The sequence below is a fragment of the Herminiimonas aquatilis genome (assembly GCF_042665175.1).
GTDB lineage: Bacteria > Pseudomonadota > Gammaproteobacteria > Burkholderiales > Burkholderiaceae_D > Oxalicibacterium > Oxalicibacterium aquatilis.
Genome location: NZ_JBHTCC010000001.1, coordinates 893,480 through 915,559 on the forward strand (window position 1 = coordinate 893,480; position 22,080 = coordinate 915,559).

Here is a 22,080-nt window from a genome sequence, read left to right on the forward strand (position 1 = left end):
ATCATTCTCCTGACTGTCCGAATAAGGGTGAAGCCTGCTCTTGATAACGTTGCCAGATCAGTTGCCTACGCAAACGACCGTTTGCTGTGGCAAGACCGCTGGCAGAAGAAAAAGGTGCGACCACCAGCCAATGCCGGACACGTGCGTAGTCCGGCAAGGCACGATTGGCGGCATCGATTGCCGTCTGCATGGTTGATGCATCAATCGATCGCGACAGCGGCACCACCAGCGCAATCAGAAACGGTTGGGCATCGCCAAATACGATAGCTTGCGCAAAGACACCAGTGCCCAGCAACACGGATTCCGGCCATTCGGGCGAGATATTGCGGCCAAAGCCGGTAATCAGAATGTCCTTCTTGCGACCGTCGATAAACAGATAACCGTCGTCATCGAGATGTCCGATATCGCCGGTAGGCATCCATTCGGCGTGCGTGTCAACTTGGCCGAGATAGCGTGCGGACTGCATGCCACCAACTTCGATTTCATGGTCCGCCGCGATACGCACGCGGCGATTCGACAATGGCTTGCCTACACTACCGACACGATCGGCACCTGGAACATTCAGCGAAACCACCGAACTGCATTCGGACAAACCATAGCCTTCATAAACTGGAAAGCCCTTTTGGCGTGCGGCCTCAATCAGCGCATGCGGAGTTTTGGCACCGCCGACTGCAACAAATTTAAGCGTCGCAATGCGTGCATCATTCTGGCTGGCGACGGCAACCAGCGCCTGCAGCATCTGCGGCAGCAAGATGATGCTTTCAGCCTGATGATGCGCGATCGCATTCAGGCATCCATCAGGATCAAAGCCACTGGCACCATGCAAGCCGACTTCCGCCAGTGGCGGACAAATAACGGTCGCTCCGGCCAGCAACGCGGTATAGATTCCCGCGATGTTTTCGAGCAAAACAGCGAGCGGCAGCACGCTGAGATGACGTTGTATATTGAGTGAGGCGAGGCTGTTGTGCAGTGCATGTGCCACATCCCACTGCTGCTCGGTACTCAGGCATACGCCCTTGGGCTCCGCAGTCGTGCCTGAGGTGAATGTCACTTTCTGGATGCCGGCAAGTTCGGCAGAAACCTCCGCAGACTCGCGTTCGCACAAAGTCAGATTACCCAGACCACCAACGATGCCGGCAAAGCCAAGTTGCGCCGCCTGTTCGGGCTGTGCACAGTAGACCGCTTGTACCCCGCTGCTCGCAATCACATGCATCCATTGCCCCGGCGTGAAAAACAGCGGCAAGGGAATCAGCGTTATCCCTAGATTCTGCGTTGCCAGGTCAATTGCAATCCATTCCGGCGAATTATCGGCAAGAATCGCCACTGGTGCAGTTGGTACCTTCCTCGCCAGTAATGCCGCCTGCACCATGTCGATGTGCGTCTGCAAATCGCTGTGTGTCCATGCGGCGCCACTGCCCTCGACCTTTACCCCGGATGCGGGAATTTGTTCAAACCAGTTGTGCATAACCGGACCTGATGTCGCCAAACATGACGCGTGGCTTGGTTTCGTAATAGCTGCCCCAGCTTTTGCCGCCATCCGGCAGTCTGCCCGGATCGGCAACCTTGAGTACACTGGGATTCAAACGCAGGCGGGTAAATGAATTCAGCAAACCCGACGTCGCCGTGAATGCAACCCAACTCAATCCCTGCTGATGCAGATATCTGGTCATGCAGACGATGAGTTCCCGCGCCGCGCCGACATGGGTAGAAGCCAGATTGCCTACTTCAACGATGTGCGCACGCGAAACCGGGACACGTACATGGGCGGCAATTTCATTTTCCAGCGGGGCATCGAGATATTGTTCGAGAAAGGTCTTGCCGTTCTTAGCCAGGGAAAATCCTAGCGCTGCAATCCATACGCCATCTGCATCCTTGCAACCCACCAGGATGTCGCAAAAATTTCTAACGTGCGCGCCGTATGTTTTGAAAAAGGCGGCAGCAATGAAATCTTGTAGGCTGTCGCGCTCCGGATGATCGCGGGTAATCCAATCACTGCGTCTGGCCTGAGATGGACAGGGGGACGAACCCGTATGAGGTCCGGTTAGTGCAAGCTGCATCGCCATGAGACACTCCCACATTGTTAGTTTGGAAGCAGCTTATGCAGCGAACATTAACTGGACATTAATTAAGGGAAATCGTCTTGCCTGCTGCGTATATGGCATTTGAACAACAACTTCGCAAAATCTCCTTCGCTTAACAAGCCCTTAACTATTCGGATGGCACAGTTGCGCCTTCAATCTTTAAGGGACATTAGATGCGCTGGAAAAATACAACTACCGGATATGGCTATGTGACCATTTCCCTGCACTGGCTGTCCGTAATTCTGGTAGTCGTCACCTACGCAATCATGAATCTCAAATTCCTCGCTGCGCGAGGATCGATCCTGCGCAGCAACATGGCTGACTGGCACTATGCGGCTGGCCTGACCTTGTTTTTCCTGACCTGGCTGCGTTTGCTGCTGCGTGGTTTCGGCGATACCACGACCATCACCCCGCCGCCCACGCCACTGCAAAGATTGCTGGCAAAGGTGGTGAAAATCGCGCTGTACGGAATCTTGCTCGGCCTGCCTTTGCTGGGATGGCTAACGCTGAACGCAAACGGCAATCAAATCAACTATTTTGGTCTATCCCTGCCCATGCTGATAGGCAAAAACCTGGCATGGGCCAGAGACCTGAAAGAACTGCATGAAGGACTTGCAACGATAGGATATGTTTTGATCGCATTGCATACGCTCGCCGCATTGTTCCATTACTACATCCAACAAGACAACACGGTGCAAATGATGTGGTTCCGGCGTAAAAAATCCTAGCAAAAAAAAGCGCGGCATCTTGTGGATGCCACGCTTTTTTCTTACATTGATCTGCCACTTATGGAGCGAGATCAAACACCAGCACTTCTGCCTGTTGGCCACCGCTGATATCCACAGTCGCCACATCCGACAGTTTCAGCGCATCGCCATTTTTCAACGCAACACCATTCACTGTCACCGACCCGCGTGCTACGTGAATATAGGCAAGACGGCTGGCGGCAATCGCTAACGATGCCGTTTCAGCACCATCGAACAGACCTGCATACAGCTTGGCATCCTGATGAATCAACACGGAACCGCTTTCCCCATCCGGGCTGGCAATCAAACGCAGGCGGCCGCGTTTTTCTTCTGTCGAGAAATTTTTCTCTTCATAGCTCGGTGGGATGCCGGTCACATTCGGCTGGATCCAGATTTGCAGGAAATGCGTGGTCCGGTCTTTCGCGTGATTGAATTCCGAATGACGGACGCCGCTGCCGGCACTCATTCTTTGCACATCACCAGGACGAATCACGCTGCCGGTACCCATGCTGTCTTTGTGCGCCAGCTCGCCATCCAGCACATAGCTGATAATTTCCATATCGCGATGGCCATGGGTGCCGAACCCGCCGCCGGCATTGACGCGATCTTCATTGATCACGCGCAACGGACCGAATCCCATATGTTGTTCATCGTAGTATTCAGCGAACGAGAAGCTGTGATACGAATCCAGCCAGCCGTGATTTGCGTGACCGCGGTCTTCACTTTTGCGAACTTCAAGCATGATATCTTCCTTTCGGTGAGTTTTATTGTATGACTAGGTTTCAACCTATGAGTGCCACTATAGATGATCAAAACTGATTGAATAAGGGCATAATTGCGTACAAGTTGTTCAAATATTTTGAATATTGGATTTCACTATGAATCTGACGCTAGAAGCGATACGCATACTCGACACCATAGACCGCAAAGGCAGCTTCGGCGCGGCCGCGGTAGCGCTTGATCGGGTGCCCTCTGCTCTGACCTATAGCGTGCGCAAGCTGGAAGAAGACCTCGATGTGCTGTTGTTCGACAGACGCGGCCATCGCGCCAAATTGACGGCAGCCGGAATGGAATTGCTGACCGAAGGTCGGCATCTGCTGCGTGCCGCCGACGAACTGGAGCAACGCGTCAAGCGCACCGCCACCGGCTGGGAAGTCGAGTTGCGCATCGTGCTGGATGCCTTGATTCCATATGAAAAAATGATCCCCTTGATCAATGAATGCGATTTGCAAAGCTCCGGCACGCAACTGCGATTTTCGACGGAAGTCTTGTCAGGCACCTGGGAAAAACTGATCAACGGCGAAGCCGATCTGGCGATTGGAATTTCCTACGACGGCCCGGATCTGGTACGCGGCTCAGGCGGCTTTCGCGCCAAGCCTATGGGCGAAGTCGATTGGGTATTCGCCATCGCACCGACTCATCCACTGGCACAACTGGATGAACCGCTATCCGCAAGCATCGTGCAACAACATCGCGCGATTTCTGTCGGCGACAGTGGCCGCATGCTGCCCAGCGTCACGTCCGGCCTGCTGACCGGGCAATCGACATTGACGGTACCTACCGTGCGCGACAAACTGGCCGCACAAGTTGCCGGCCTGGGCTGCGGCCATCTGCCGCGCAAATGGGCGCAACCTTATCTCGACAGCGGCACACTGATCGAAAAACAAACCAGCGAAAGCAAACCCGACGGCGCCCTCCAGTATGCGTGGCGCACCGATGCGCGCGGTAAATGCCTGAAATGGTTTTTAAGCAAACTGGCCGACCCCGACGTACAGCGCAAGTTATTGGCGGAATAAGCAAGGCTGAACATGATGAATAAATACACAGGACGTTTTGCTCCGTCGCCCAGCGGCCCCTTGCACGCCGGCTCACTGGTCGCGGCAATGGCCAGTTATCTGGATGCGAAGGCGCATCAAGGGCAATGGCTGGTGCGCATAGAAGACATAGACGAGATGCGCACTGTAGCCGGCGCCAGCGATGCCATCATGCAGGCACTTACCATCTTCGGCATGCGGCACGATGGAGAAGTCGTCGTGCAGAGCCAGCGCAAACCGCTGTATCAAGCTGCATTCAAAAGACTGGCAGGACATACCTATGCCTGTGGCTGTACGCGCAAGGAAATTACCGATTCGCGTCTCGGCATTGCAGCAGATGGTGCAGCGATTTATCCGGGCACCTGTCGCGATGGCATCAGCGCAGGCAAGGTTGCGCGCACCTTGCGTTTACGCGTGCCTGACATTGGTCAAGAAAATGAAACTGTAACCTTCAACGATCGATGGCTAGGTCAGTTGACGCAACATCTGGCAACAGAAGTCGGCGATTTCGTTTTAAAGCGAGCCGACGGATACTGGGCTTATCAACTGGCAGTCGTTGTCGATGACGCTGACCAGGGCATCACGCATGTGGTACGCGGCACCGACTTGCTGGAATCCACCGGACGCCAGATCTACCTGCAGCGCCTACTCGATTTGCCTACACCTTCGTATATGCATGTGCCGGTCGTGCTGAATGAAGTCGGGGAGAAATTATCCAAGCAGACCGGTGCTGCTCCGCTTGACCTCAATAATCCCCTGACGGAATTATTACGCGCCGCGCGCTTCATGCAGTTACAGATAGATCATGCTGATTCGATTGCGGAATTCTGGCAAAAAGCTGTTGCAGACTGGACCAGACGATTCGGCAATTGAAACGATCAATAAAAAAGGACGCCTGAGCGTCCTTTTTTATTGATACAGCCATCATCTGAACTTAGCGCTTGGGCGCTCCGCCCAACAATGCTGCCATCTTGTGCTTCTGCGGCTTGGCAGCGGCTTGTTCTGCAGGCTTGTTTTCGCTCACTGCAGAAACCGAAGGTTCATACGGTTTGGTGAAGAAAGGATCGACCTTTTCCTTGCGTGGTGCAGCAGCGTAAGCACTACGACTGCCGTTGGACGCGGCACCGCCACTGCGTTCCGCTTCACGCGGTGGACGACTGGAAGATTCCTCGCGACGCGGAGTACGTTCTTGCGGCCTGCGTTCTTGGGGCCTACGGTCATTGCCGCGCTCACTGCCACGATCACTACTGCGCTCATTGCTACGTGCCGATGACGGTGCGAAGCCAACCAATTCCGCCGGCACAAACGTATGCTTGATCATCTTTTCAATATCAACCAGCAGACGCGCATCCTTGTCCGAGAACAGCGAAATTGCATCACCCGATGCACCAGCGCGGCCAGTACGACCTATGCGATGCACATAATCTTCGGCGTTGTAGGGCAAGTCAAAATTGATCACGCAAGGCAGTTCGGCGATGTCCAGACCACGTGCCGCGACATCGGTGGCGACCAGCACTTCTATCGTGCCGTTCTTGAATTGTTCCAGCGCCTGCATACGTTCTGATTGGGTTTTGTCGCCATGGATCGCCGACGCTTTCACGCCTTCATTTTCCAGCTGGCGCGCCAGACGCGATGCGCCGATTTTGGTATTCGAGAAAACGATCACCTGCTTCAAGCCGCGCTGACGAATGATGTACGACACAGCATCGCGCTTTGCTTCCTCTTCTACCTTGTAAATGATCTGCGTCACATTCTCAGCCGTCGCATTGCTGCGCGCGACTTCGATCGTGACGGGATCTTTCAGGAAAGTCGCCGCCAGCTTTTTGATTTCCGTTGAGAAGGTCGCAGAGAACATCAGGTTCTGGCGTTTCTTCGGCAGCAAGTTAATGATGCGTTGCAGGTCAGGCAAGAAACCCATGTCCAGCATGCGATCGGCTTCATCCATCACCAGGATTTGCGTCTGCGACAGGTTGATGGTTTTTTGCTGTACGTGATCGAGCAAGCGGCCCGGTGTGGCAATGACGATTTCCACACCATTACGCAACGCTGCTGTTTGCGGCGCCATATCCATGCCACCGAATACAACCAGCGAACGCAACGGTGTGTGACGGCAATACGCTTTGACGTTCGCTGCGACCTGATCCGCCAGTTCACGCGTAGGCGTCAGGATCAGCGCGCGCACCGGATGGCGTGCAGGCGAGGCGCTGGTGCTGGCATGCGCAAGCAATAACTGAATGATAGGCAGCGAGAAGCCAGCCGTTTTACCGGTACCGGTTTGTGCTGCGCCCATCAAATCAATACCCTTGAGTACGATAGGAATGGCCTCAGCCTGAATCGGCGTTGGGTGGACATAACCCTGATCGTTCAGCGCGCGCAAGATTTCTGGCGCAAGGCCCAAGTCTTCGAAGCGGATCGCAGGCGGCGCATCGGATGCAACAGTCACATGCACGGGCTGACTATCGGCTGGAACTTCGGACTGAATTTGGGATTGAATCTCGGACATGTTTTGTAGCAGGCCTTGCCTCAAGCGGAGGCAGCATGATCGGTGGCGATAGTGAAAACGAACCGCTCAACGAATCCGAAAAAGACCTGGCTCTTTCGATAAATTTGAATGTTTGCTTTGGTAATGAAACGAGGAGCATGCACAGACGCAGGACGCTATTGAAAATCGTGACCATCTCGACCGCCATTGCCACCTCGACAGTGACAGGCTGCATTATACGCCGGATGAAGAATTACCGTGATTTATCAATGGCTTGAGTGCGTACAGACGTAAAAAACGCCATCTTGCTGTTGCATTGCACAAACATTCTATACCGCTAAAATAGTACTGTACGGACAATTCAGCATCACGCGCCGCACGATCGGTGCAAAACAGCCCCCTCCATTCTCTGTGAAAAGGATTTACATGCCAACTTGTCTATCTATTTTTGCTAATTGTCGCGACATATTCTGGAAAAAATCGCTTATTTCTCAATGTTTCCTGATTACCGCAATTCTTGTCGCCGCACCGGTTTTCGCTGAAACGGTGACGCTAGCGCAGGCCTTGCAGGGACCTGATCATGTACTACTGATGCGCCATGCAGATGCGCCAGGAATAGGTGATCCAGCGGGTTATGTCCTGGGGAACTGCAAAACCCAAAGAAATTTGGGCGAACGTGGAAAACAGCAAGCACAACTACTAGGCGAATGGCTGCGCGCGCATGGCGTGACATCGGCGAAAGTTGTTTCCAGTCCTTGGTGCCGTTGCATCGATACCGCCACCGGCTTGAACTTCGGGGCCATCAATGTTGAGCCGTCATTAGGATCGTTTTTTAGCGATGTCGGCAGTTCCGCTGCGCAAACCAGAGAACTCGAAAAATTCATTGCGAATACCTTGCCGCACAAACAAGGCAAAGCATTGATTCTGGTGACGCATCAGGTAAATATCCTGGAATACTCGGGCGAGAATGTAGGCTCGGGTGACATGATCCTGGTAAAAGTGGACCGCCAGGGAAAGGTCATTTCCGCCAATCGTTATTCTGGCTCCCTTTCTAACTCCCTTAACAAACGACCTTGATCAACGATCCGCAATAAATTCAGTTATCTGCTCAAAGGTTCGCTACCGCACCGAGTTTTTCTACCAAAAATATAAGCTTCGCCATCATCGATAAGAGCAACGATCATGGCCAAACACTTACGCATTTCAAAGCTAGCAACAGCACTATCACTTATGAGTATCGCCACCCTGGCGTGCGCTGATGTGGTTCGCTGCGAAAATAATGAAGGCGATGTGACTTATACAGATAGTGTTTGCGGCGGTGTGCAGAGCACTCAATTTATTTTGCAGGAAAAACCACCCAGCACCGTGACATATCAGCAACCATCGAAACCCGTCGCAGTGCGCTCTCGCAGCTGGACCAACACGAATATCGTGCCACGCAAAGGGAAAGTGGATACGGAATCAGTGCGCTCGGCTCGTCTCAAAATGATTTCCATGGATAACAGGCCGCGTGATGGGAATCTGCCCAAGTATCAAGAAAACACGACAGCAAAAAACTGAAGCAAAACGCGGACCGAATCAGCCCCGTTTTTTCGCGTGATAGCAAGCTTGCCTCTGACTTTATACATTCAAAAATGTTATAAACCAACTATAAAGACGAGCGAGCCGAACATGCCCTTTGAAAATCAATCCCATCTGCCATCAACAACAAGTACAGGCTTGATGGCTGCTGACGTTGCCGAATTTTTCGAGGGCAGTCCAGTCCCGACATTCGCGATCAATGATGACCATGTCATTACGCACTGGAACCGTGCTTGCGAATTAATCAGCGGGCTGACTTCTGCTGAAATGGTTGGCACACGTGATCATTGGCGCTTGCTGTACACACACGAACGCCCCTTGCTGGTTGATTTGATCGTATCCGGCACGATCGAACAGAACGTCAATGTACTGTATCGCGACAAACCGCGGCGCTCCAGCGTAATCACAGGCACTTATCAGATTGAAGATTTCTTCCCTCATCTCGGAGAAAACGGTCGCTGGCTATCGTTCTCCGCAGCGGCATTACGCAATCGTAATGGACAGATAGTTGGCGCCATTGAAGTTCTGCAAGACATCACACAGCAGAAATCAGCCGAACTCGCTTTGCAGGCAGCGCACGACGATCTTGAGCGACAGGTGGAAGAGCGTACCGCCGAGCTGAAGGAAAGTAACAACAGCCTTAGCGCCGTCAATAAAAAACTCAATACCAATTTCCTGACCACGATCAAGATTTTTTCCAATCTGATCGAAATGCGCGCCAGCCATCTTGCCGGGCACTCGCGTCGCGTTGCAGAGTTGGCGCGTAAAATTGCGGTACGGATGAACGTCGGCTTCAACGATGCGCAAGATATTTTCGTCGCGGGCTTGTTGCACAACATTGGAAAGATTGGTTTTTCAGATGAGTTGCTGGCTACGTCGCTCAATCAAATGAGTGGTGACACGCTCGGCGCATATCAAAAATTCACGGTGCGAGGTGAGCAATTGCTGATGCCGCTGGAGGATATGGCAACCATCGCACACCTCATACGCTGGCAACAGGAGCGCTTCGACGGTGCCGGCTATCCTGATCGCCTTGCAGGAGAAAACATACCGATAGGTGCGCGCATACTTGCGATTGCCACCGACTACGAAAACCTGCAAAACGGCACTCTGTTACAGCGCCACTTGCGCGATGATCAAGCGTTTAACATGGTGCTGCGTGGCGATGGCAAGCGCTACGATCCTGCCGTCGTGCTCGCGTTCCAGCAAGTGATCACCGGCGTCATGAGTCCAACGGCCGAAGCACAGATAGAACTGTTCACGTCCCAGCTCAAGCCGGACATGATCCTCGCGCGCGACTTGATTGGCCAGGATAATTTCTTGTTATTGTCTGCCGATCACATTCTTGACGAACGGCTGATCAACAAGATCATCGCTTTTGAAAGCGCGTGGGGCGTGCGGATGACGATCTGGGTCAAGGCCCCGCATGCAGACGGCTAGCATTCTTCTTTTTTCAACAATTCCAGGCATTTAAGCGGACGCAGATAACTTCAGTCCAGAGTGTGCAATCAGTCTTGGCTTGTGCACGCCCGAGTGCTCATCTGCCGTCCCATATCTCTGCGCGGCACTCCCCACATCACCACGCCCGGTCTTGAATACGGCTATCGACTGCGTCAAGTGTATGGTTTGCTCGTCCAGGCTGGACGCCGCCATTGCAGCCTCTTCTACCAAGGCTGCATTTTGCTGGGTCACTTCATCCATATGCGTAATTGCCAGATTGACTTGCTCTATCCCTGTGCTTTGTTCACGACTTGCGACTGAAATTTCGTTCATGATTTCGGTCACGCTTTTTACTGAGTCGACGATGCCGTTCATGGTTGCCATCGCATCGCTGACCAGCTGATTTCCGATCTCGACCTTATCTACCGAGTCATCGATCAGCACTTTGATTTCCTTTGCTGCACTTGCCGAACGCTGCGCGAGACTGCGCACTTCTGCTGCAACCACCGCGAACCCCTTGCCCTGTTCGCCTGCGCGTGCCGCTTCCACAGCGGCATTCAATGCAAGGATATTGGTTTGAAACGCAATGCCATTAATCAGGCTGATGATGTCGACAATGCGCTTGGCAGAAGCACTGATCTCGTCCATTGTGGCGCCGACTCTTTCGACGACTGCACCGCCCTTACCTGCGATCTCGGATGCGGATTGCGCCAATCTGTTTGCCTCTATCGCATTAGCCGCATTTTGCTTCACGGTGGATGCAAACTGCTGCATGCTCGAAGCGGTTTGTTCCAGACTGGCGGCTTGTGCTTCGGTACGTCCTGACAAATCCATATTACCTACTGCAATTTCATGCGTGGCGACCGATATGGAATCAACATTACTGCGTATATCGCCCATGACGGAACGCAGATTCACCTTCATCTGTTGCAAAGCCTGTTGCAACTGTCCCATATCGTCATGCCTGTCTACTTTGAAGTCGACCGTAAAATCGCCACCGGCGATAACGCGCGTCTTGTCGATCAGACTGTTCAATGGACGCACGATGGAAAGGTACAAGCCCATCCACACCAGTCCAGCGATAGCCGTGCCGATCAGTGTTGCGCCGCCATACCAGTAAGAGACGGCGGCGTTTTGCGTAGCGCCTGTCGCCGCGCTACCCAAACCCAGAATGACGGCAATGATTGCGCCCATGCTCAAGCTTATCCGTGCGTTCAAACCTGTATTTTTCAGCGATGCCAGCTTGCCGAACAAGCCAGTCGCGACGACCGCTCCACGCCTGACCGCCAAACCTCGCGCCTGCCCCGCCTTGAAGCGTGCATAAATCGCTGCCGCGCCATCCACCTGCGCGCGGCTCGGTTTGCTGCGTACCGACATATAGGCGACAATTTGATTGTTCTCGCGTACCGGCGTGACGTTGGCATGAACCCAGTAGAATTCGCCATTCTTGCGACGATTCTTCACTACTCCGGTCCATGGCAAACCCGTCTTCAGCGTCTGCCACATATCGCCAAATGCCTGCTCCGGCATGTCAGGATGACGAATCAGATTATGCGGTTTGCCCATCAACTCTTCTTCAGCAAACCCGCTGGCTTCAATGAAAGCAGGGTTCACATAGGTGATGCGACCTTTGGTATCGGTCTTGGATACCAGCGACATATCATCCCTGAGCAGGAACTCGCTATCGAAAACGGGTAAATTGGTGCGCATATAAAGAGCTTCCGCGTAGTGTATGGAAAGAGGTGCCTCAGGTACGCACGAGGACATTTTCAGCACTATATTTCCGCTTGGAAACCGCATTCTTGCGCTAGATCAAATTTGCAGTTAATAGAAAATTTCTATGCGCTGCAGATAGCATTTAAGCAATGTCACATTCAGATAATTTTCGAAGGTCATGTCACGCATTAAACCTGATTTAAACGTTGGTCGAGCCAATGCGTGTGCGCACAAATAAAAAAAAGAGCCTGCAAACAAGGGCAGCCTCTTTTTATTTAATGGGACAAACCTTACCAGGTTTTATACGGCAGAAATTTACCCGACAACATGACATTCACGCGATCCCCTTTTGGATCCGCTTGACGTTGAATATCCATAGAAAAATCAATCGCGCTCATAATGCCATCGCCAAACTCTTCGCTGATCAACTCCTTGATGGTCGGACCGAACACATTGACGATTTCATACCAGCGATAGATCAAAGGATCGGACGGGGCACTGCATTCCAGTGAACCTTTGTAAGGCACGATTTGCAACCATGCGCATTCTTCATCTGTCAGCGCAAACAATTTTTGCGCAATCGCCGCTTGTGACTTGGTGAACGTCATTTGACCAAGGCAGGCAGCAGTAACCCACTCTTTGCTTTCTTCAAAATTACTGGCGATATCAGCCCATTTCATGCCTTGCGCAACTTTGGTATTGACGATTTTTTGGGTGACGGTATTGCGATCCATGGTATTTCCTTCAAGAGTTAAAGATAACAAAACAATTTCGTAAGTGTTTGGGCACGCAAGCTTTTTATTTGCTCAGGCACATTTGATCGCCACCACGGTTTCCAACCCCGGGGTAACGGTAATCGTGTCCTGCGTCTTTTCCGAACTGGCGCTGGCCTGTATTTGTTTGGAACGATGAACCAGAAAATCGACCAGGTAGTTACGTATGCGATAAAACTGCGGGTCGTGATGCATATCCGCGCGTGTGCGACTCTTGGGCATCGTATTTACGACGATCTCTGCGATCTGCGCATTCGGTCCGTTCGACATCAGGAATATCTTGTCGGCCAGCAGAATCGCTTCATCTACATCGTGGGTAATCATGAAAACAGTCTGATGCGTTTCGGCACAAATCTTCAGCAACTCGTCCTGAATCACCCCCCGCGTCAATGCATCGAGCGCACCGAAGGGCTCATCCAGCAACAGCATTTTTGGCTCGATTGAAAAAGCCCTGGCGATGCCGACGCGTTGCTTCATGCCACCGGATAATTCAGACGGTTTTTTCATCGCATGGACTTTGAGACCGACCATGTCAATGAAATGCAAGGCACGTTCTTCTATCCGCGCCCTGGACCAATCTGGATGGCGCGACTTGATGGCAAACGCAACGTTGGAGAGTACAGACAGCCATGGCATCAATGCATGCGTCTGGAATACCACGCCTCTATCCAGACTGGGCCCGCTGACTTCTCGGTTATCCATGAAGACATGCCCTGCACTGGCTTCTTCCAATCCAGCCAGCACATTCAGAATCGTCGATTTGCCGCAACCGGAATGGCCGATGATGCAGATGAACTCGCCCCGTTGAATCGTGAAAGAAATATTTTCAAATACCGGCGGCTTGTCTACTGCATAGCGCTTCGATAAACCTTCGACGCGTAAAAAATTGTTTTCCATGGCTGTTCCCTTATTCAACGTAAGTGACCAGCTTTTGCAAGCGTGCAAAGATCATGTCGAGCACCATGCCCACCAGACCTATCATCAGGATCGCGAACATCACGCTGGTCAGCGACAGGTTGTTCCATTCGTTCCAGACGAAGTAACCGATACCGGTACCGCCCACCAGCATTTCTGCTGCGACGATCACGAGCCATGCAATCCCCATCGAGATCCGCATCCCGGTCAAAATGGTAGGCGCGGCGGCCGGCAAGATCACCATGAAGGCTTTGCGTAATGGACTGACTTCCAGCGTCTTCGCGACATTCAACCAGTCACGTCTTACCGCAGAGACTCCAAACGCTGTGTTCATCAACATCGGCCACACAGAGCAAATGAAAATCACGAACACGCCCGAGATAGACGAATCCTTGATCGTGTATAACGCGATCGGCATCCAGGCCAGTGGTGACACCGGCTTCAAAATCTGGATGAAAGGATCGAGCGCGCGCTGCATCAACGGCGACATACCCAGCAAGAAGCCGAGTGGAATCGCCACCAATGCAGCCAGCAAAAATCCGATTGCAACCCGCGCAACGGAATAGCCAAGTTGAATACCGATACCCTTGTCGTTTGGGCCGTTGTCATAAAAAGGTGATGACAGCTGTTTGACGACGGTCTCGCCCATTTGCGCAGGTGTCGGGAAGCCACTGTTGCGCACCGTGGTCGCGCCCTTGCCCATCAACAGCGCATATTCATCCTGCGCTGCCGTCGCCGCTGCACCTGCCTTACTATTGGCGGCAGGTGGCAGTGTGGCGATGTGCCAACTCAACAGGAATACCAGCAATATCAATATCGATATCAGGCCGGCGCGAAAGCGTATGCCCTTGAACATCAGCTACTCCGCTTGATGGCAAAGCTGTTGACATAGGCGTCAGCTTTATTGGCATCGAACTCCTTGCCCATGACCTTGAATTTTTTGTATGCGCCATCCGGCACTGGCTGACCCAGTTCCTTCATGTATTTCTTCGCATCGGTTAGCAGGAACACTTGTTCGGTCAGCGCCTTGTAATTGATATCGCCCTTGATGTAGCCCCAGCGCTTCATCTGCGTCAGTACCCACACGCCCATAGAATGCCAAGGCACAGGATCGAAATCGACACGGGTGGGCACGCTGCGCACATTACCCAAACCATCGGCAAATTTTCCGGTCAGTACTTGCTCAATTACCGTAGTTGGCTGGTTCAGATATGCCGCAGGTGAAATTACTTTGGCAATCAAGGCACGATTATTAGGATCGCGCGCCATCGCAGCCGAGTTCAACACGGCGCGGAACAAAGCGGCAAAGGTATTCGGATTCTGTTTGATGAATTCATCCGAGGTACCGAAAGCGCAGCATGGATGACCGTTCCATATTTCATTCGACAGAATATGAATGAAACCGACTTCGTCATACACCGCGCGCTGATTGAACGGATCAGGTCCAAGGAAGCCGTCGATATTGCCGGCACGCAAATTGGCCACCATTTCCGGCGGCGGCGTGACGCGTATCTGAACATCGCGATCCGGGTCAATGCCGTTTTCTGCCAGGTAATAACGCAGCAAGTAATTGTGCATCGAGTGTTCAAACGGGACGGCGAACTTGAAGCCTTTCCACTGCTGCGGATCGCGCTTGTCTTTGTGCTTGTTGTGCAGTGTGATGGCCTGGCCATTGATGTTTTGAATGGTGGCGACGCGCATAGGCACTTGATTGGAACCGACGCCCATCGACATCGCCAACGGCATAGGCGACAGAAAATGACTGGCGTCATGCTCCTTGCTCAGCATCTTGTCGCGTATCAGCGCCCAACCGGCTGTCTTGTTCAGCGTGACATTCAAACCCTGTTTGCGATAGAAGCCGAGTGGATCAGCCATGATCAACGGTGCTGCGCAAGTGATCGCGATAAACCCGATTTTCAAATCTTTCTTTTCCAGCGGACCGGTTTTTTCCTGCGCCATCGCTTGCATCGCGCCAAACGGCAAGACTGATGCAATTGCGGCACGCGCGGTATTGACGCCAACGGCGCGCAAGAAATCGCGGCGCTGATTATTATCAGGGAACATCGCCCGCATGATCGCTTCTTCGACTACGTCATTGGTCAAATGCTCGACGTTGGTGGCGCGCTGCTGCAGCTGGCGAACTTCATCGGCATTGTGTTCCGCTTCGCTGTCATGCTGGCCGCATGAACAATTATGCAAAGGACGATCCGGATCGAAGGATTTGAAAATGGACATGCGTGGCTCCCTGGGGTTGGTTACGCCGAACATGTTGCAAACGGCGAGCCATGCAGGATTTTTTGTCGTAAGCCAGCGATACCTTGTAGTGGCAGCACTACAAGGGCGTTTCCCTTTCACAAGGAAAACCAGGGATTACTGCGGATTTTTGCCCTTGATGATTTGCTCTGGTCGCGTGGGCGTCACGATAAGTTCTAAGGCGTGATGAGTTGATGCTTGACCGCGTACATGGCAATGCCGACGTCATTGCTGGCACCGGTTTTTTCCAGGATGCGGCTGCGATAGGTGCTCACCGTATTGGGACTGACCCCGAGTTGTTCGGCAATATCCTTGACGCAGGTACCGCTGGCGATTGCCTTGAAAACCTGATATTCGCGCTGCGACAAGGTCTCGTGCGGCAGCTTGCTTGCATACTGGCCGAGGCTGATCGCCAGCGTCTCGGCCATGCTGCTGCTGACGTAGATACCGCCTTCGGCTGCCTTGCGCACTGCAATGATGAGCTGGTCGCTATCGACACTTTTATTCAGGTAACCGGAAGCGCCGAGACGGTAGCAGCGCGCTGCATATTGTTTCTCCGGATAGGTCGAAAGTATCAATACCGGCAGCCGCGGCATTTCCTTCTTCAGTTGCTGCAACACTTCCAAGCCATCGTGAATCGGGATCGCAATATCCAGCAAGACCACATCTATCGGCAGCACCCGCGCCTGCTGCAATGCTTCGGCACCATCGGCACATTCGCCGATCACGTGAATATCGCCCGCGTCGGCCAGGATTTGCTTCAGGCCCTCGCGCACCATGCGGTGGTCGTCACATAAAAGCAGGTTGATCATGCACCGCCTCCGTGCGAATGTTCAAAAGCCTTCACTATTTCGCACTTCTGCGGTGCAATCGGAATAGACAATCGCACCAGCGTCCCTTGACCTGGCGCGCTGATAATTTCCAGACTGCCACCAAAGTGCATCGCGCGTTCGCGCATACCCATGACGCCGTAGGAGCGACTATTGTCCAGATCGAAAGGCTGCGCCCCTATGCCATTATCTTGCACTTCCATCGACAGTAAATTTTCGTCCAGACGTATACGTATGTTTATTGCGCTGGCTTGCGCATGACGCGCGACATTGCTGAGTATTTCCTGAAAAATCCGGAAGATCGCAGTTGCCAGATTGCCGTCAGGTGCGCGCACCTCTTCAGCAACTTCTATGCTGGCGTTGCATGTCATTTCGGTCGTTTCTGTAAATTCCTGCAACTGCCATTCAAGTGCCGCGATCAAGCCCTGATGATCGAGTATGCTGGGGCGTAAATCAGTGATCATGCGGCCAACGTTCTCCACCGCCGATTCGATCAGGCGATTCATAGTCCGGCACTTGCCGGCTACTTCTGCGCGGTCGACGACACGCTTTTCCATCCAGTTCACATCCAGCTTGAGTGCCACCAACAAACTGCCCAATTCATCATGGATTTCGCGCGCAATACGACGCCGCTCTTCTTCTCTGGCCGAGTTAGCGTACGCAGATAACTCACGCATTTGCGCCAAGGCACCCGACAACTCAGCAGTGCGCTCAATGACGCGCAACTCCAGTTCACGATTGGTACGATGCAGTTGGCGCTCAGCCTGGCGGCGTTCAGAAATATCACTGAACAGCACTACGGCACCGCAAATTTTTCCCAGTTCGACGATCTGGTGCGATGAGTATTCAACGGCAAAAGACGAACCATCGGCGCGCCAGAAAACTTCCTTGTCTATCTTGCAGGTGCGACCAGCGCGAAATGCGCGATAGATGGGGCAATCCTGCTCCGGATAAGCGTGACCATGTTCATGCGAATGGTGCATCAAGCGGTGCATGTTTTTCCCCACTACCTGATCGACTGAGTAACCCAGCATTGCAGCACCAGCCGGATTGATGAAGGTGCATTGTCCGGACAGATCGATGCCATAGACGCCATCGCTGGTCAATTCCATCAGCAACATCAGCTTGTCACGCCACAAGGCGCGTTCTGCCTCTGCCGGCAATCTGCTCTTCATGTTTTAAGGCTCACTTGGTAGTCACTTTGCAAAGATTGATTGCTCAACTGTTTGCAATTGACGTGCCAGTGACGCGCTAAAGCGTGAGGGATTTTGATTTTCGATGAAAATCGGAACAGGAGGGGCTCGTTACGGCAGGCGCAGCAGAAAAGAATGGATGAAAATCAGGCGAAGATGAAAGATGCCCCAGACCAGCCAGAAACCGGTTCTAGGCAGCCCCAGCCCACATACCGTGCACACTCTTGAGACCGAGCTTTGCGCCGTCTTCCAGTCCCATGATTTTGTCGTGGCCTTCCATCTTCGCCAGATCCACTATTTCGGGAGGAATATAAGCGTTTGATTTGACCGAAAAGAATACTTTTACTTTAGGGGTCAACAGTGAGCTTTCTGACTGCTCCACCACCACCCCTACACGTCCGGTTTTTAATTTTACCAAGGCACCGGTCGGATAAATGCCGATGCATTTTACAAACGCCTGGAAGACAGACGGGTCAAAATGGCCATTCCACTCCGCCATCCTACGCAAGGATTCTGATGGTTCCCAACCGGCTTTATAAGCACGATTGGAGGTGATCGCATCGTACACGTCGCACACTGCCCCCATGCGTGCAAACAGACTGATTTGCGCGCCCACCAATTGATGCGGATAACCGTTTCCGTCAAAACGTTCGTGATGATGCAAACATACATCGAGAGCCGCCTCGCCGACATCAGGCGACTCCAATAATATTTTGTGTCCCTCGACCGGATGCTCCTTGACCGCCACAAATTCGTCATCCGTCAGTTTGCCCGGCTTATCCAGTATCGACTGCGACACCATCATTTTACCCACATCATGCAGGAGTCCGGCCAGGCCTGCCTCTCTGGTCTGATGTTCATCCAGCTTCATTTTTTTGGCGAGTGCAATCATCAACGCGCATACCGCGACCGAATGCATGTACGTGTAATCATCCTTGTTTTTCAGTCTGGCGAGACTGATAAACGCATCCGGATTGCGCATCACGGAGGATGAAATCTCGTCGACCAAAGCGTGAGCTTGCGCAGTGTTCAACGCGTTGCCCATTCTGGCTTCCTGAAACATCGTGGTGACTGCGGTCTTGCCGTCCGCGCATATTTTTTTGGCGCGCGCCATCTCATCATCGAAGGATGCGCGACGCGGAGCAACAACAGGGGGAGGAACACTCTTTTGTGGAGCAGGAGCAGCTTCAGCTTCTATTTTTTCGACTGCAACTTTCGCGACATCCAGGCCTTTCGAGACATCTATCCACACTTCTTCCACACCGCTGGCTTGAATCTTCTGCAAGTCCTTGGGATTGTCGAGCAATAAGGAGGTGCGCCAAAATGGCGACTCATCCCATGAGCTGCAAAACTTTTGAATAAACATTCCGGTACGGAGCTGTTCCACATTGATTCGTTTCAACATATGCGTGCTCGCGTCAGTATTGCCTGGCCCATTCAGTTGCTACCTAGCTGATTGTTTATAGTTGCTTTTATATCTACTATCGATATTTATATCGCCAGAATTATATTACCCCTATTCATCGCGAAAATACCCTGAATAAACATTTCCATAAAAAAAAGGGGTTACGAATGATCGTAACCCCTTCTGTTTGTGGTGGGCCTCCCGTGAGTCGAACACGGCACCAACGGATTATGAGTCCGCTGCTCTAACCAAGCATGAGCTAGAGGCCCGCAACCTGACTAAAGCTTAATTACCTTCTAGGAAGCTTTTCAGCTTATCCGAACGTGATGGATGGCGCAACTTACGCAATGCTTTGGCTTCTATTTGGCGAATACGCTCACGGGTGACGTCAAATTGTTTACCGACTTCTTCCAGTGTGTGATCGGTCGACATTTCGATACCGAAACGCATACGCAACACTTTTGCTTCGCGTGGAGTCAACGAATCCAATACATCCTTGACCACGCCGCGCATCGAAGCGTGCAACGCTGCATCAGCTGGCGCCAAGGTGTTGTTGTCTTCGATAAAATCGCCCAGATGTGAATCGTCGTCGTCGCCGATCGGTGTTTCCATCGAAATCGGTTCTTTCGCGATCTTCATGATCTTGCGGATTTTATCTTCCGGCATTTCCATTTTGATCGCGAGCGTTGCCGGATCCGGCTCGGCACCGGTTTCCTGCAAGATCTGACGCGAGATGCGGTTCATCTTGTTGATCGTTTCGATCATGTGCACAGGAATACGAATCGTGCGCGCCTGATCGGCGATCGAACGGGTGATCGCTTGGCGAATCCACCATGTTGCATACGTCGAGAATTTGAAGCCGCGACGATATTCAAACTTGTCAACTGCTTTCATCAAACCGATATTGCCTTCCTGGATCAGATCCAGAAATTGCAAACCACGGTTAGTGTATTTTTTCGCGATCGAAATAACCAGACGCAAGTTAGCCTCGGTCATTTCGCGTTTCGCTTTGCGTGCCTTCATTTCGCCAGCGGCCATCTTTTTGTTGATGGCGCGCAGATCTGGCAGCGGCAATACAACGCGTGCTTGCAAGTCGATCAGTTTTTGCTGCAATTCCTTGACGGTCGGCACATTACGCGCAAGCACAACGCTATATGCGTGATTGCCGTCAACTTCGCCATCAACCCAAACCAGATTGGTTTCATTGCCCGGGAAAACCTTGATGAAGTGACTGCGTGGCATGCCGCACTTATTAACCGCGACATCGAGAATCTGCTTCTCGATATGACGCACTTCGTCCACCTGGCTACGCAAGGTGTCGCACAATTTCTCAACGACTTTTGCGGTGAAGCGAATACTCAGCAATTCATTGGAAATAATTTCCTGCGCTTTGACGTAAGGCTTCGAGTTGTAGCCTTCTTTTTCAAATGCTTTACGCATTTTGTCGAATTGCAAAGCAATCGTCGCAAACTTGGCGAGCGATTCGCGCTTCAATTGTTCCATTTGTTCTGCAGTAAAACCAGCAGCACCGGAAGCGGCAGCAGGAGTTTCTTCTTCCTCTTCCTCCTCCTCTTCTTCCTCTTCCTCTTCCTCCTCATCGGAAGCAGCTGGAGCAGGTGGCGCGATAACTGGTTCAGCAGCATTCATATCGACCAGCCCGTCAACGATTTCGTCGATCTTGGCTTCGTCTTTTGAAATACGCTCTGCGGCAGCAATGATTTCTGCAATCGTGGTCGGGCATGCGGAGATCGCCTGGATCATGTCACGCAAGCCATCTTCAATCCGTTTTGCAATGCCGATCTCACCTTCGCGCGTCAGCAGCTCAACCGAACCCATTTCACGCATATACATGCGCACTGGGTCGGTGGTACGACCGAAATCGGAATCGACGGTAGACAGTGCAGCTTCAGCCGCAGCTTCAGCTTCATCATCGCTGGCAACGGTTGCAACGTTGTCGGACAACAGCAGTGTTTCTGCATCCGGTGCCTGTTCGTAGACCGCGATACCCATGTCGTTGAAGGTACCGATGATGCCTTCGATCGCTTCCGGATCGATGATGTTTTCTGGCAGGTGATCGTTGATCTCTGCGTATGTCAGGAAACCACGTTCCTTGCCGAACTTGATCAGCGTTTTCAGTTTTTGACGGCGCGCTTCGAGTTCTTCTTCGCTGGCTTCCGTGTCATTCGAGAACGCATCTTTCAACAATGCTTTTTCTTTGGCCTTGCGGTCTTTGGCTTTTGCCTTGTCGACGGCTTTGAGTTCTGCTCGTTCAACTGCATTCAATGCAGCAACTTCATCATTCTCAGGCTGGAATTCTTTTGGCTTGCGACCGCGGCGGCCAGGCACTTTGATCGACGGCAGGATATAGCCGGACGTATCAATTGCGGCGAGTGTCGCAGCATCAGTGGTTTGACTCACGGTCGGCGTGATCATGACGTTGACGCCAGGACGCGACTCGACTTTCGGTTCGATTTTGGCTGACTTGCTAGCGGACTTCACTTCGGATTTCTTATTTGTCACAGGGGCTTTCGATTGCACTGATACCGGCTTTGCAGCAACTTGGGATGAAGGTTTGGCTACCGTAGATTTCGCTACTACGGTAGCGGACTTCATCGGCAACTTTGCTGCTTTTACATTCGTCGGCGCAGCTTTGCCGACGGGCTGACTGGCCACTTTTTTTGCAACAGGTTTAGTCGACTTCGCCACAGCCGTTTTGGCTTTGCTCGCAGCAAGCGTCTGGTTTTTCGCGGGTTTCTTCATTGCGTTCGCCATTGGATCAACTACCAACTGGTTATGCTCCGGAAGACGGCAAAGCCGTACTCCACGAGCAGATTTGCGCATTCAACTCCGG

General features: G+C 52.4%; 20 protein-coding genes and 1 tRNA gene. 7 read left to right on the forward strand and 14 right to left on the reverse strand.

Annotated elements, in window-relative coordinates; translation table 11 throughout:
- Position 1: 1 nt before the first annotated feature.
- Both ACFQO0_RS04085 and ACFQO0_RS04090 read right to left on the reverse strand, forming a co-directional pair.
- Positions 2-1,465, reverse strand: coding sequence for an AMP-binding protein (locus tag ACFQO0_RS04085; protein WP_382232755.1), 1,464 nt, complete (start codon positions 1,463-1,465; stop codon positions 2-4).
- Entirely contained in the window at positions 1,449-2,063 is a 615-nt protein-coding gene (locus ACFQO0_RS04090; protein WP_382232756.1) for a thermostable hemolysin, read from the reverse strand. The genes ACFQO0_RS04085 and ACFQO0_RS04090 overlap by 17 nt, the downstream gene beginning before the upstream one ends.
- Before the next feature lie 191 nt (positions 2,064-2,254).
- On the opposite strand from ACFQO0_RS04090, the gene ACFQO0_RS04095 reads away from it, so the two are divergent.
- On the forward strand, positions 2,255-2,809 hold the full coding sequence (locus tag ACFQO0_RS04095) for a cytochrome b (protein ID WP_382232757.1): 555 nt from the start codon (positions 2,255-2,257) through the stop codon (positions 2,807-2,809).
- A gap of 58 nt (positions 2,810-2,867) precedes the next feature.
- On the opposite strand, the gene ACFQO0_RS04100 is transcribed toward ACFQO0_RS04095, so the two are convergent.
- On the reverse strand, positions 2,868-3,569 hold the full coding sequence (locus ACFQO0_RS04100; RefSeq protein ID WP_382232758.1) for a pirin family protein: 702 nt from the start codon (positions 3,567-3,569) through the stop codon (positions 2,868-2,870).
- 136 nt (positions 3,570-3,705) lie between these two features.
- Here ACFQO0_RS04100 and ACFQO0_RS04105 point away from each other — a divergent pair, with 136 nt between their 5' ends.
- A complete protein-coding gene (locus tag ACFQO0_RS04105; protein ID WP_382232759.1) occupies positions 3,706-4,623 on the forward strand; it encodes a LysR family transcriptional regulator in 918 nt (305 codons plus the stop codon).
- Positions 4,624-4,635: 12 nt separating this feature from the next.
- Positions 4,636-5,514 carry a tRNA glutamyl-Q(34) synthetase GluQRS gene (gluQRS, locus tag ACFQO0_RS04110; RefSeq protein ID WP_382232760.1) on the forward strand — a complete coding sequence of 293 codons (879 nt, stop codon included), beginning with the start codon at positions 4,636-4,638 and terminating at the stop codon, positions 5,512-5,514.
- Positions 5,515-5,575: 61 nt separating this feature from the next.
- Here gluQRS and ACFQO0_RS04115 read toward each other — a convergent pair whose 3' ends face one another.
- A complete protein-coding gene (locus ACFQO0_RS04115; protein ID WP_382232761.1) occupies positions 5,576-7,144 on the reverse strand; it encodes a DEAD/DEAH box helicase in 1,569 nt (522 codons plus the stop codon).
- A 35-nt stretch (positions 7,145-7,179) separates the two neighbouring features.
- Here ACFQO0_RS04115 and ACFQO0_RS04120 point away from each other — a divergent pair, with 35 nt between their 5' ends.
- The 4 genes from ACFQO0_RS04120 (at position 7,180) to ACFQO0_RS04135 (ending at position 10,144) form a co-directional block, all read left to right on the forward strand.
- Positions 7,180-7,401 (forward strand): hypothetical protein, encoded by a 222-nt coding sequence (locus tag ACFQO0_RS04120; RefSeq protein WP_382232762.1) that lies wholly within the window; start codon positions 7,180-7,182, stop codon positions 7,399-7,401.
- A 148-nt stretch (positions 7,402-7,549) separates the two neighbouring features.
- Positions 7,550-8,200: a histidine phosphatase family protein gene (locus ACFQO0_RS04125; RefSeq protein WP_382232763.1), complete on the forward strand. Its 651-nt coding sequence runs from the start codon at positions 7,550-7,552 to the stop codon at positions 8,198-8,200.
- A gap of 105 nt (positions 8,201-8,305) precedes the next feature.
- Positions 8,306-8,683 (forward strand): hypothetical protein, encoded by a 378-nt coding sequence (locus ACFQO0_RS04130; RefSeq protein WP_382232764.1) that lies wholly within the window; start codon positions 8,306-8,308, stop codon positions 8,681-8,683.
- Between the two features lie 111 nt (positions 8,684-8,794).
- Entirely contained in the window at positions 8,795-10,144 is a 1,350-nt protein-coding gene (locus ACFQO0_RS04135) for an HD domain-containing phosphohydrolase (protein WP_382232765.1), read from the forward strand.
- Between the two features lie 30 nt (positions 10,145-10,174).
- Here ACFQO0_RS04135 and ACFQO0_RS04140 read toward each other — a convergent pair whose 3' ends face one another.
- The 10 genes from ACFQO0_RS04140 to rpoD all read right to left on the reverse strand — a co-directional run bounded on the left by ACFQO0_RS04140 (position 10,175) and on the right by rpoD (position 22,001).
- On the reverse strand, positions 10,175-11,854 hold the full coding sequence (locus ACFQO0_RS04140; protein WP_382232766.1) for a methyl-accepting chemotaxis protein: 1,680 nt from the start codon (positions 11,852-11,854) through the stop codon (positions 10,175-10,177).
- A 296-nt stretch (positions 11,855-12,150) separates the two neighbouring features.
- Positions 12,151-12,594: a cyanase gene (gene cynS, locus ACFQO0_RS04145; protein ID WP_382232767.1), complete on the reverse strand. Its 444-nt coding sequence runs from the start codon at positions 12,592-12,594 to the stop codon at positions 12,151-12,153.
- Positions 12,595-12,666: 72 nt separating this feature from the next.
- Positions 12,667-13,530 (reverse strand): ABC transporter ATP-binding protein, encoded by an 864-nt coding sequence (locus tag ACFQO0_RS04150; protein ID WP_382232768.1) that lies wholly within the window; start codon positions 13,528-13,530, stop codon positions 12,667-12,669.
- 10 nt (positions 13,531-13,540) lie between these two features.
- Positions 13,541-14,404, reverse strand: a complete 864-nt coding sequence (gene ntrB / locus ACFQO0_RS04155; RefSeq protein ID WP_382232769.1) for a nitrate ABC transporter permease — start codon at positions 14,402-14,404, stop codon at positions 13,541-13,543.
- The gene (locus tag ACFQO0_RS04160) at positions 14,404-15,783 is read right to left on the reverse strand and encodes a CmpA/NrtA family ABC transporter substrate-binding protein (protein ID WP_382232770.1); all 1,380 of its coding nucleotides are present in this window, start codon (positions 15,781-15,783) and stop codon (positions 14,404-14,406) included. Before ACFQO0_RS04160 ends, ntrB begins: the two co-directional genes overlap by 1 nt.
- A gap of 194 nt (positions 15,784-15,977) precedes the next feature.
- Positions 15,978-16,613 carry a response regulator gene (locus tag ACFQO0_RS04165; RefSeq protein ID WP_382232771.1) on the reverse strand — a complete coding sequence of 212 codons (636 nt, stop codon included), beginning with the start codon at positions 16,611-16,613 and terminating at the stop codon, positions 15,978-15,980.
- Positions 16,610-17,806 carry a sensor histidine kinase gene (locus ACFQO0_RS04170; RefSeq protein ID WP_382232772.1) on the reverse strand — a complete coding sequence of 399 codons (1,197 nt, stop codon included), beginning with the start codon at positions 17,804-17,806 and terminating at the stop codon, positions 16,610-16,612. Before ACFQO0_RS04170 ends, ACFQO0_RS04165 begins: the two co-directional genes overlap by 4 nt.
- Positions 17,807-18,014: 208 nt before the next feature.
- Positions 18,015-19,229: an HD-GYP domain-containing protein gene (locus tag ACFQO0_RS04175; RefSeq protein ID WP_382232773.1), complete on the reverse strand. Its 1,215-nt coding sequence runs from the start codon at positions 19,227-19,229 to the stop codon at positions 18,015-18,017.
- Positions 19,230-19,419: 190 nt separating this feature from the next.
- Positions 19,420-19,498: transfer RNA gene (locus ACFQO0_RS04180), tRNA-Ile, on the reverse strand.
- Between the two features lie 16 nt (positions 19,499-19,514).
- Positions 19,515-22,001 (reverse strand): RNA polymerase sigma factor RpoD, encoded by a 2,487-nt coding sequence (gene rpoD, locus ACFQO0_RS04185; RefSeq protein ID WP_382234005.1) that lies wholly within the window; start codon positions 21,999-22,001, stop codon positions 19,515-19,517.
- Between the last annotated feature and the right edge of the window lie 79 nt (positions 22,002-22,080).

Coding starts and splice junctions, on each gene's coding strand:
- ACFQO0_RS04085 (WP_382232755.1), bottom strand. CDS start 1,465: ATGCACAACTGGTTTGAACAAATTCCCGCATCCGGGGTAAAGGTCGAG.
- ACFQO0_RS04090 (WP_382232756.1), bottom strand. CDS start 2,063: ATGGCGATGCAGCTTGCACTAACCGGACCTCATACGGGTTCGTCCCCC.
- ACFQO0_RS04095 (WP_382232757.1), top strand. CDS start 2,255: ATGCGCTGGAAAAATACAACTACCGGATATGGCTATGTGACCATTTCC.
- ACFQO0_RS04100 (WP_382232758.1), bottom strand. CDS start 3,569: ATGCTTGAAGTTCGCAAAAGTGAAGACCGCGGTCACGCAAATCACGGC.
- ACFQO0_RS04105 (WP_382232759.1), top strand. CDS start 3,706: ATGAATCTGACGCTAGAAGCGATACGCATACTCGACACCATAGACCGC.
- gluQRS (WP_382232760.1), top strand. CDS start 4,636: ATGATGAATAAATACACAGGACGTTTTGCTCCGTCGCCCAGCGGCCCC.
- ACFQO0_RS04115 (WP_382232761.1), bottom strand. CDS start 7,144: ATGTCCGAGATTCAATCCCAAATTCAGTCCGAAGTTCCAGCCGATAGT.
- ACFQO0_RS04120 (WP_382232762.1), top strand. CDS start 7,180: ATGATCGGTGGCGATAGTGAAAACGAACCGCTCAACGAATCCGAAAAA.
- ACFQO0_RS04125 (WP_382232763.1), top strand. CDS start 7,550: ATGCCAACTTGTCTATCTATTTTTGCTAATTGTCGCGACATATTCTGG.
- ACFQO0_RS04130 (WP_382232764.1), top strand. CDS start 8,306: ATGGCCAAACACTTACGCATTTCAAAGCTAGCAACAGCACTATCACTT.
- ACFQO0_RS04135 (WP_382232765.1), top strand. CDS start 8,795: ATGCCCTTTGAAAATCAATCCCATCTGCCATCAACAACAAGTACAGGC.
- ACFQO0_RS04140 (WP_382232766.1), bottom strand. CDS start 11,854: ATGCGCACCAATTTACCCGTTTTCGATAGCGAGTTCCTGCTCAGGGAT.
- cynS (WP_382232767.1), bottom strand. CDS start 12,594: ATGGATCGCAATACCGTCACCCAAAAAATCGTCAATACCAAAGTTGCG.
- ACFQO0_RS04150 (WP_382232768.1), bottom strand. CDS start 13,530: ATGGAAAACAATTTTTTACGCGTCGAAGGTTTATCGAAGCGCTATGCA.
- ntrB (WP_382232769.1), bottom strand. CDS start 14,404: ATGTTCAAGGGCATACGCTTTCGCGCCGGCCTGATATCGATATTGATA.
- ACFQO0_RS04160 (WP_382232770.1), bottom strand. CDS start 15,783: ATGTCCATTTTCAAATCCTTCGATCCGGATCGTCCTTTGCATAATTGT.
- ACFQO0_RS04165 (WP_382232771.1), bottom strand. CDS start 16,613: ATGATCAACCTGCTTTTATGTGACGACCACCGCATGGTGCGCGAGGGC.
- ACFQO0_RS04170 (WP_382232772.1), bottom strand. CDS start 17,806: ATGAAGAGCAGATTGCCGGCAGAGGCAGAACGCGCCTTGTGGCGTGAC.
- ACFQO0_RS04175 (WP_382232773.1), bottom strand. CDS start 19,229: ATGTTGAAACGAATCAATGTGGAACAGCTCCGTACCGGAATGTTTATT.
- rpoD (WP_382234005.1), bottom strand. CDS start 22,001: ATGGCGAACGCAATGAAGAAACCCGCGAAAAACCAGACGCTTGCTGCG.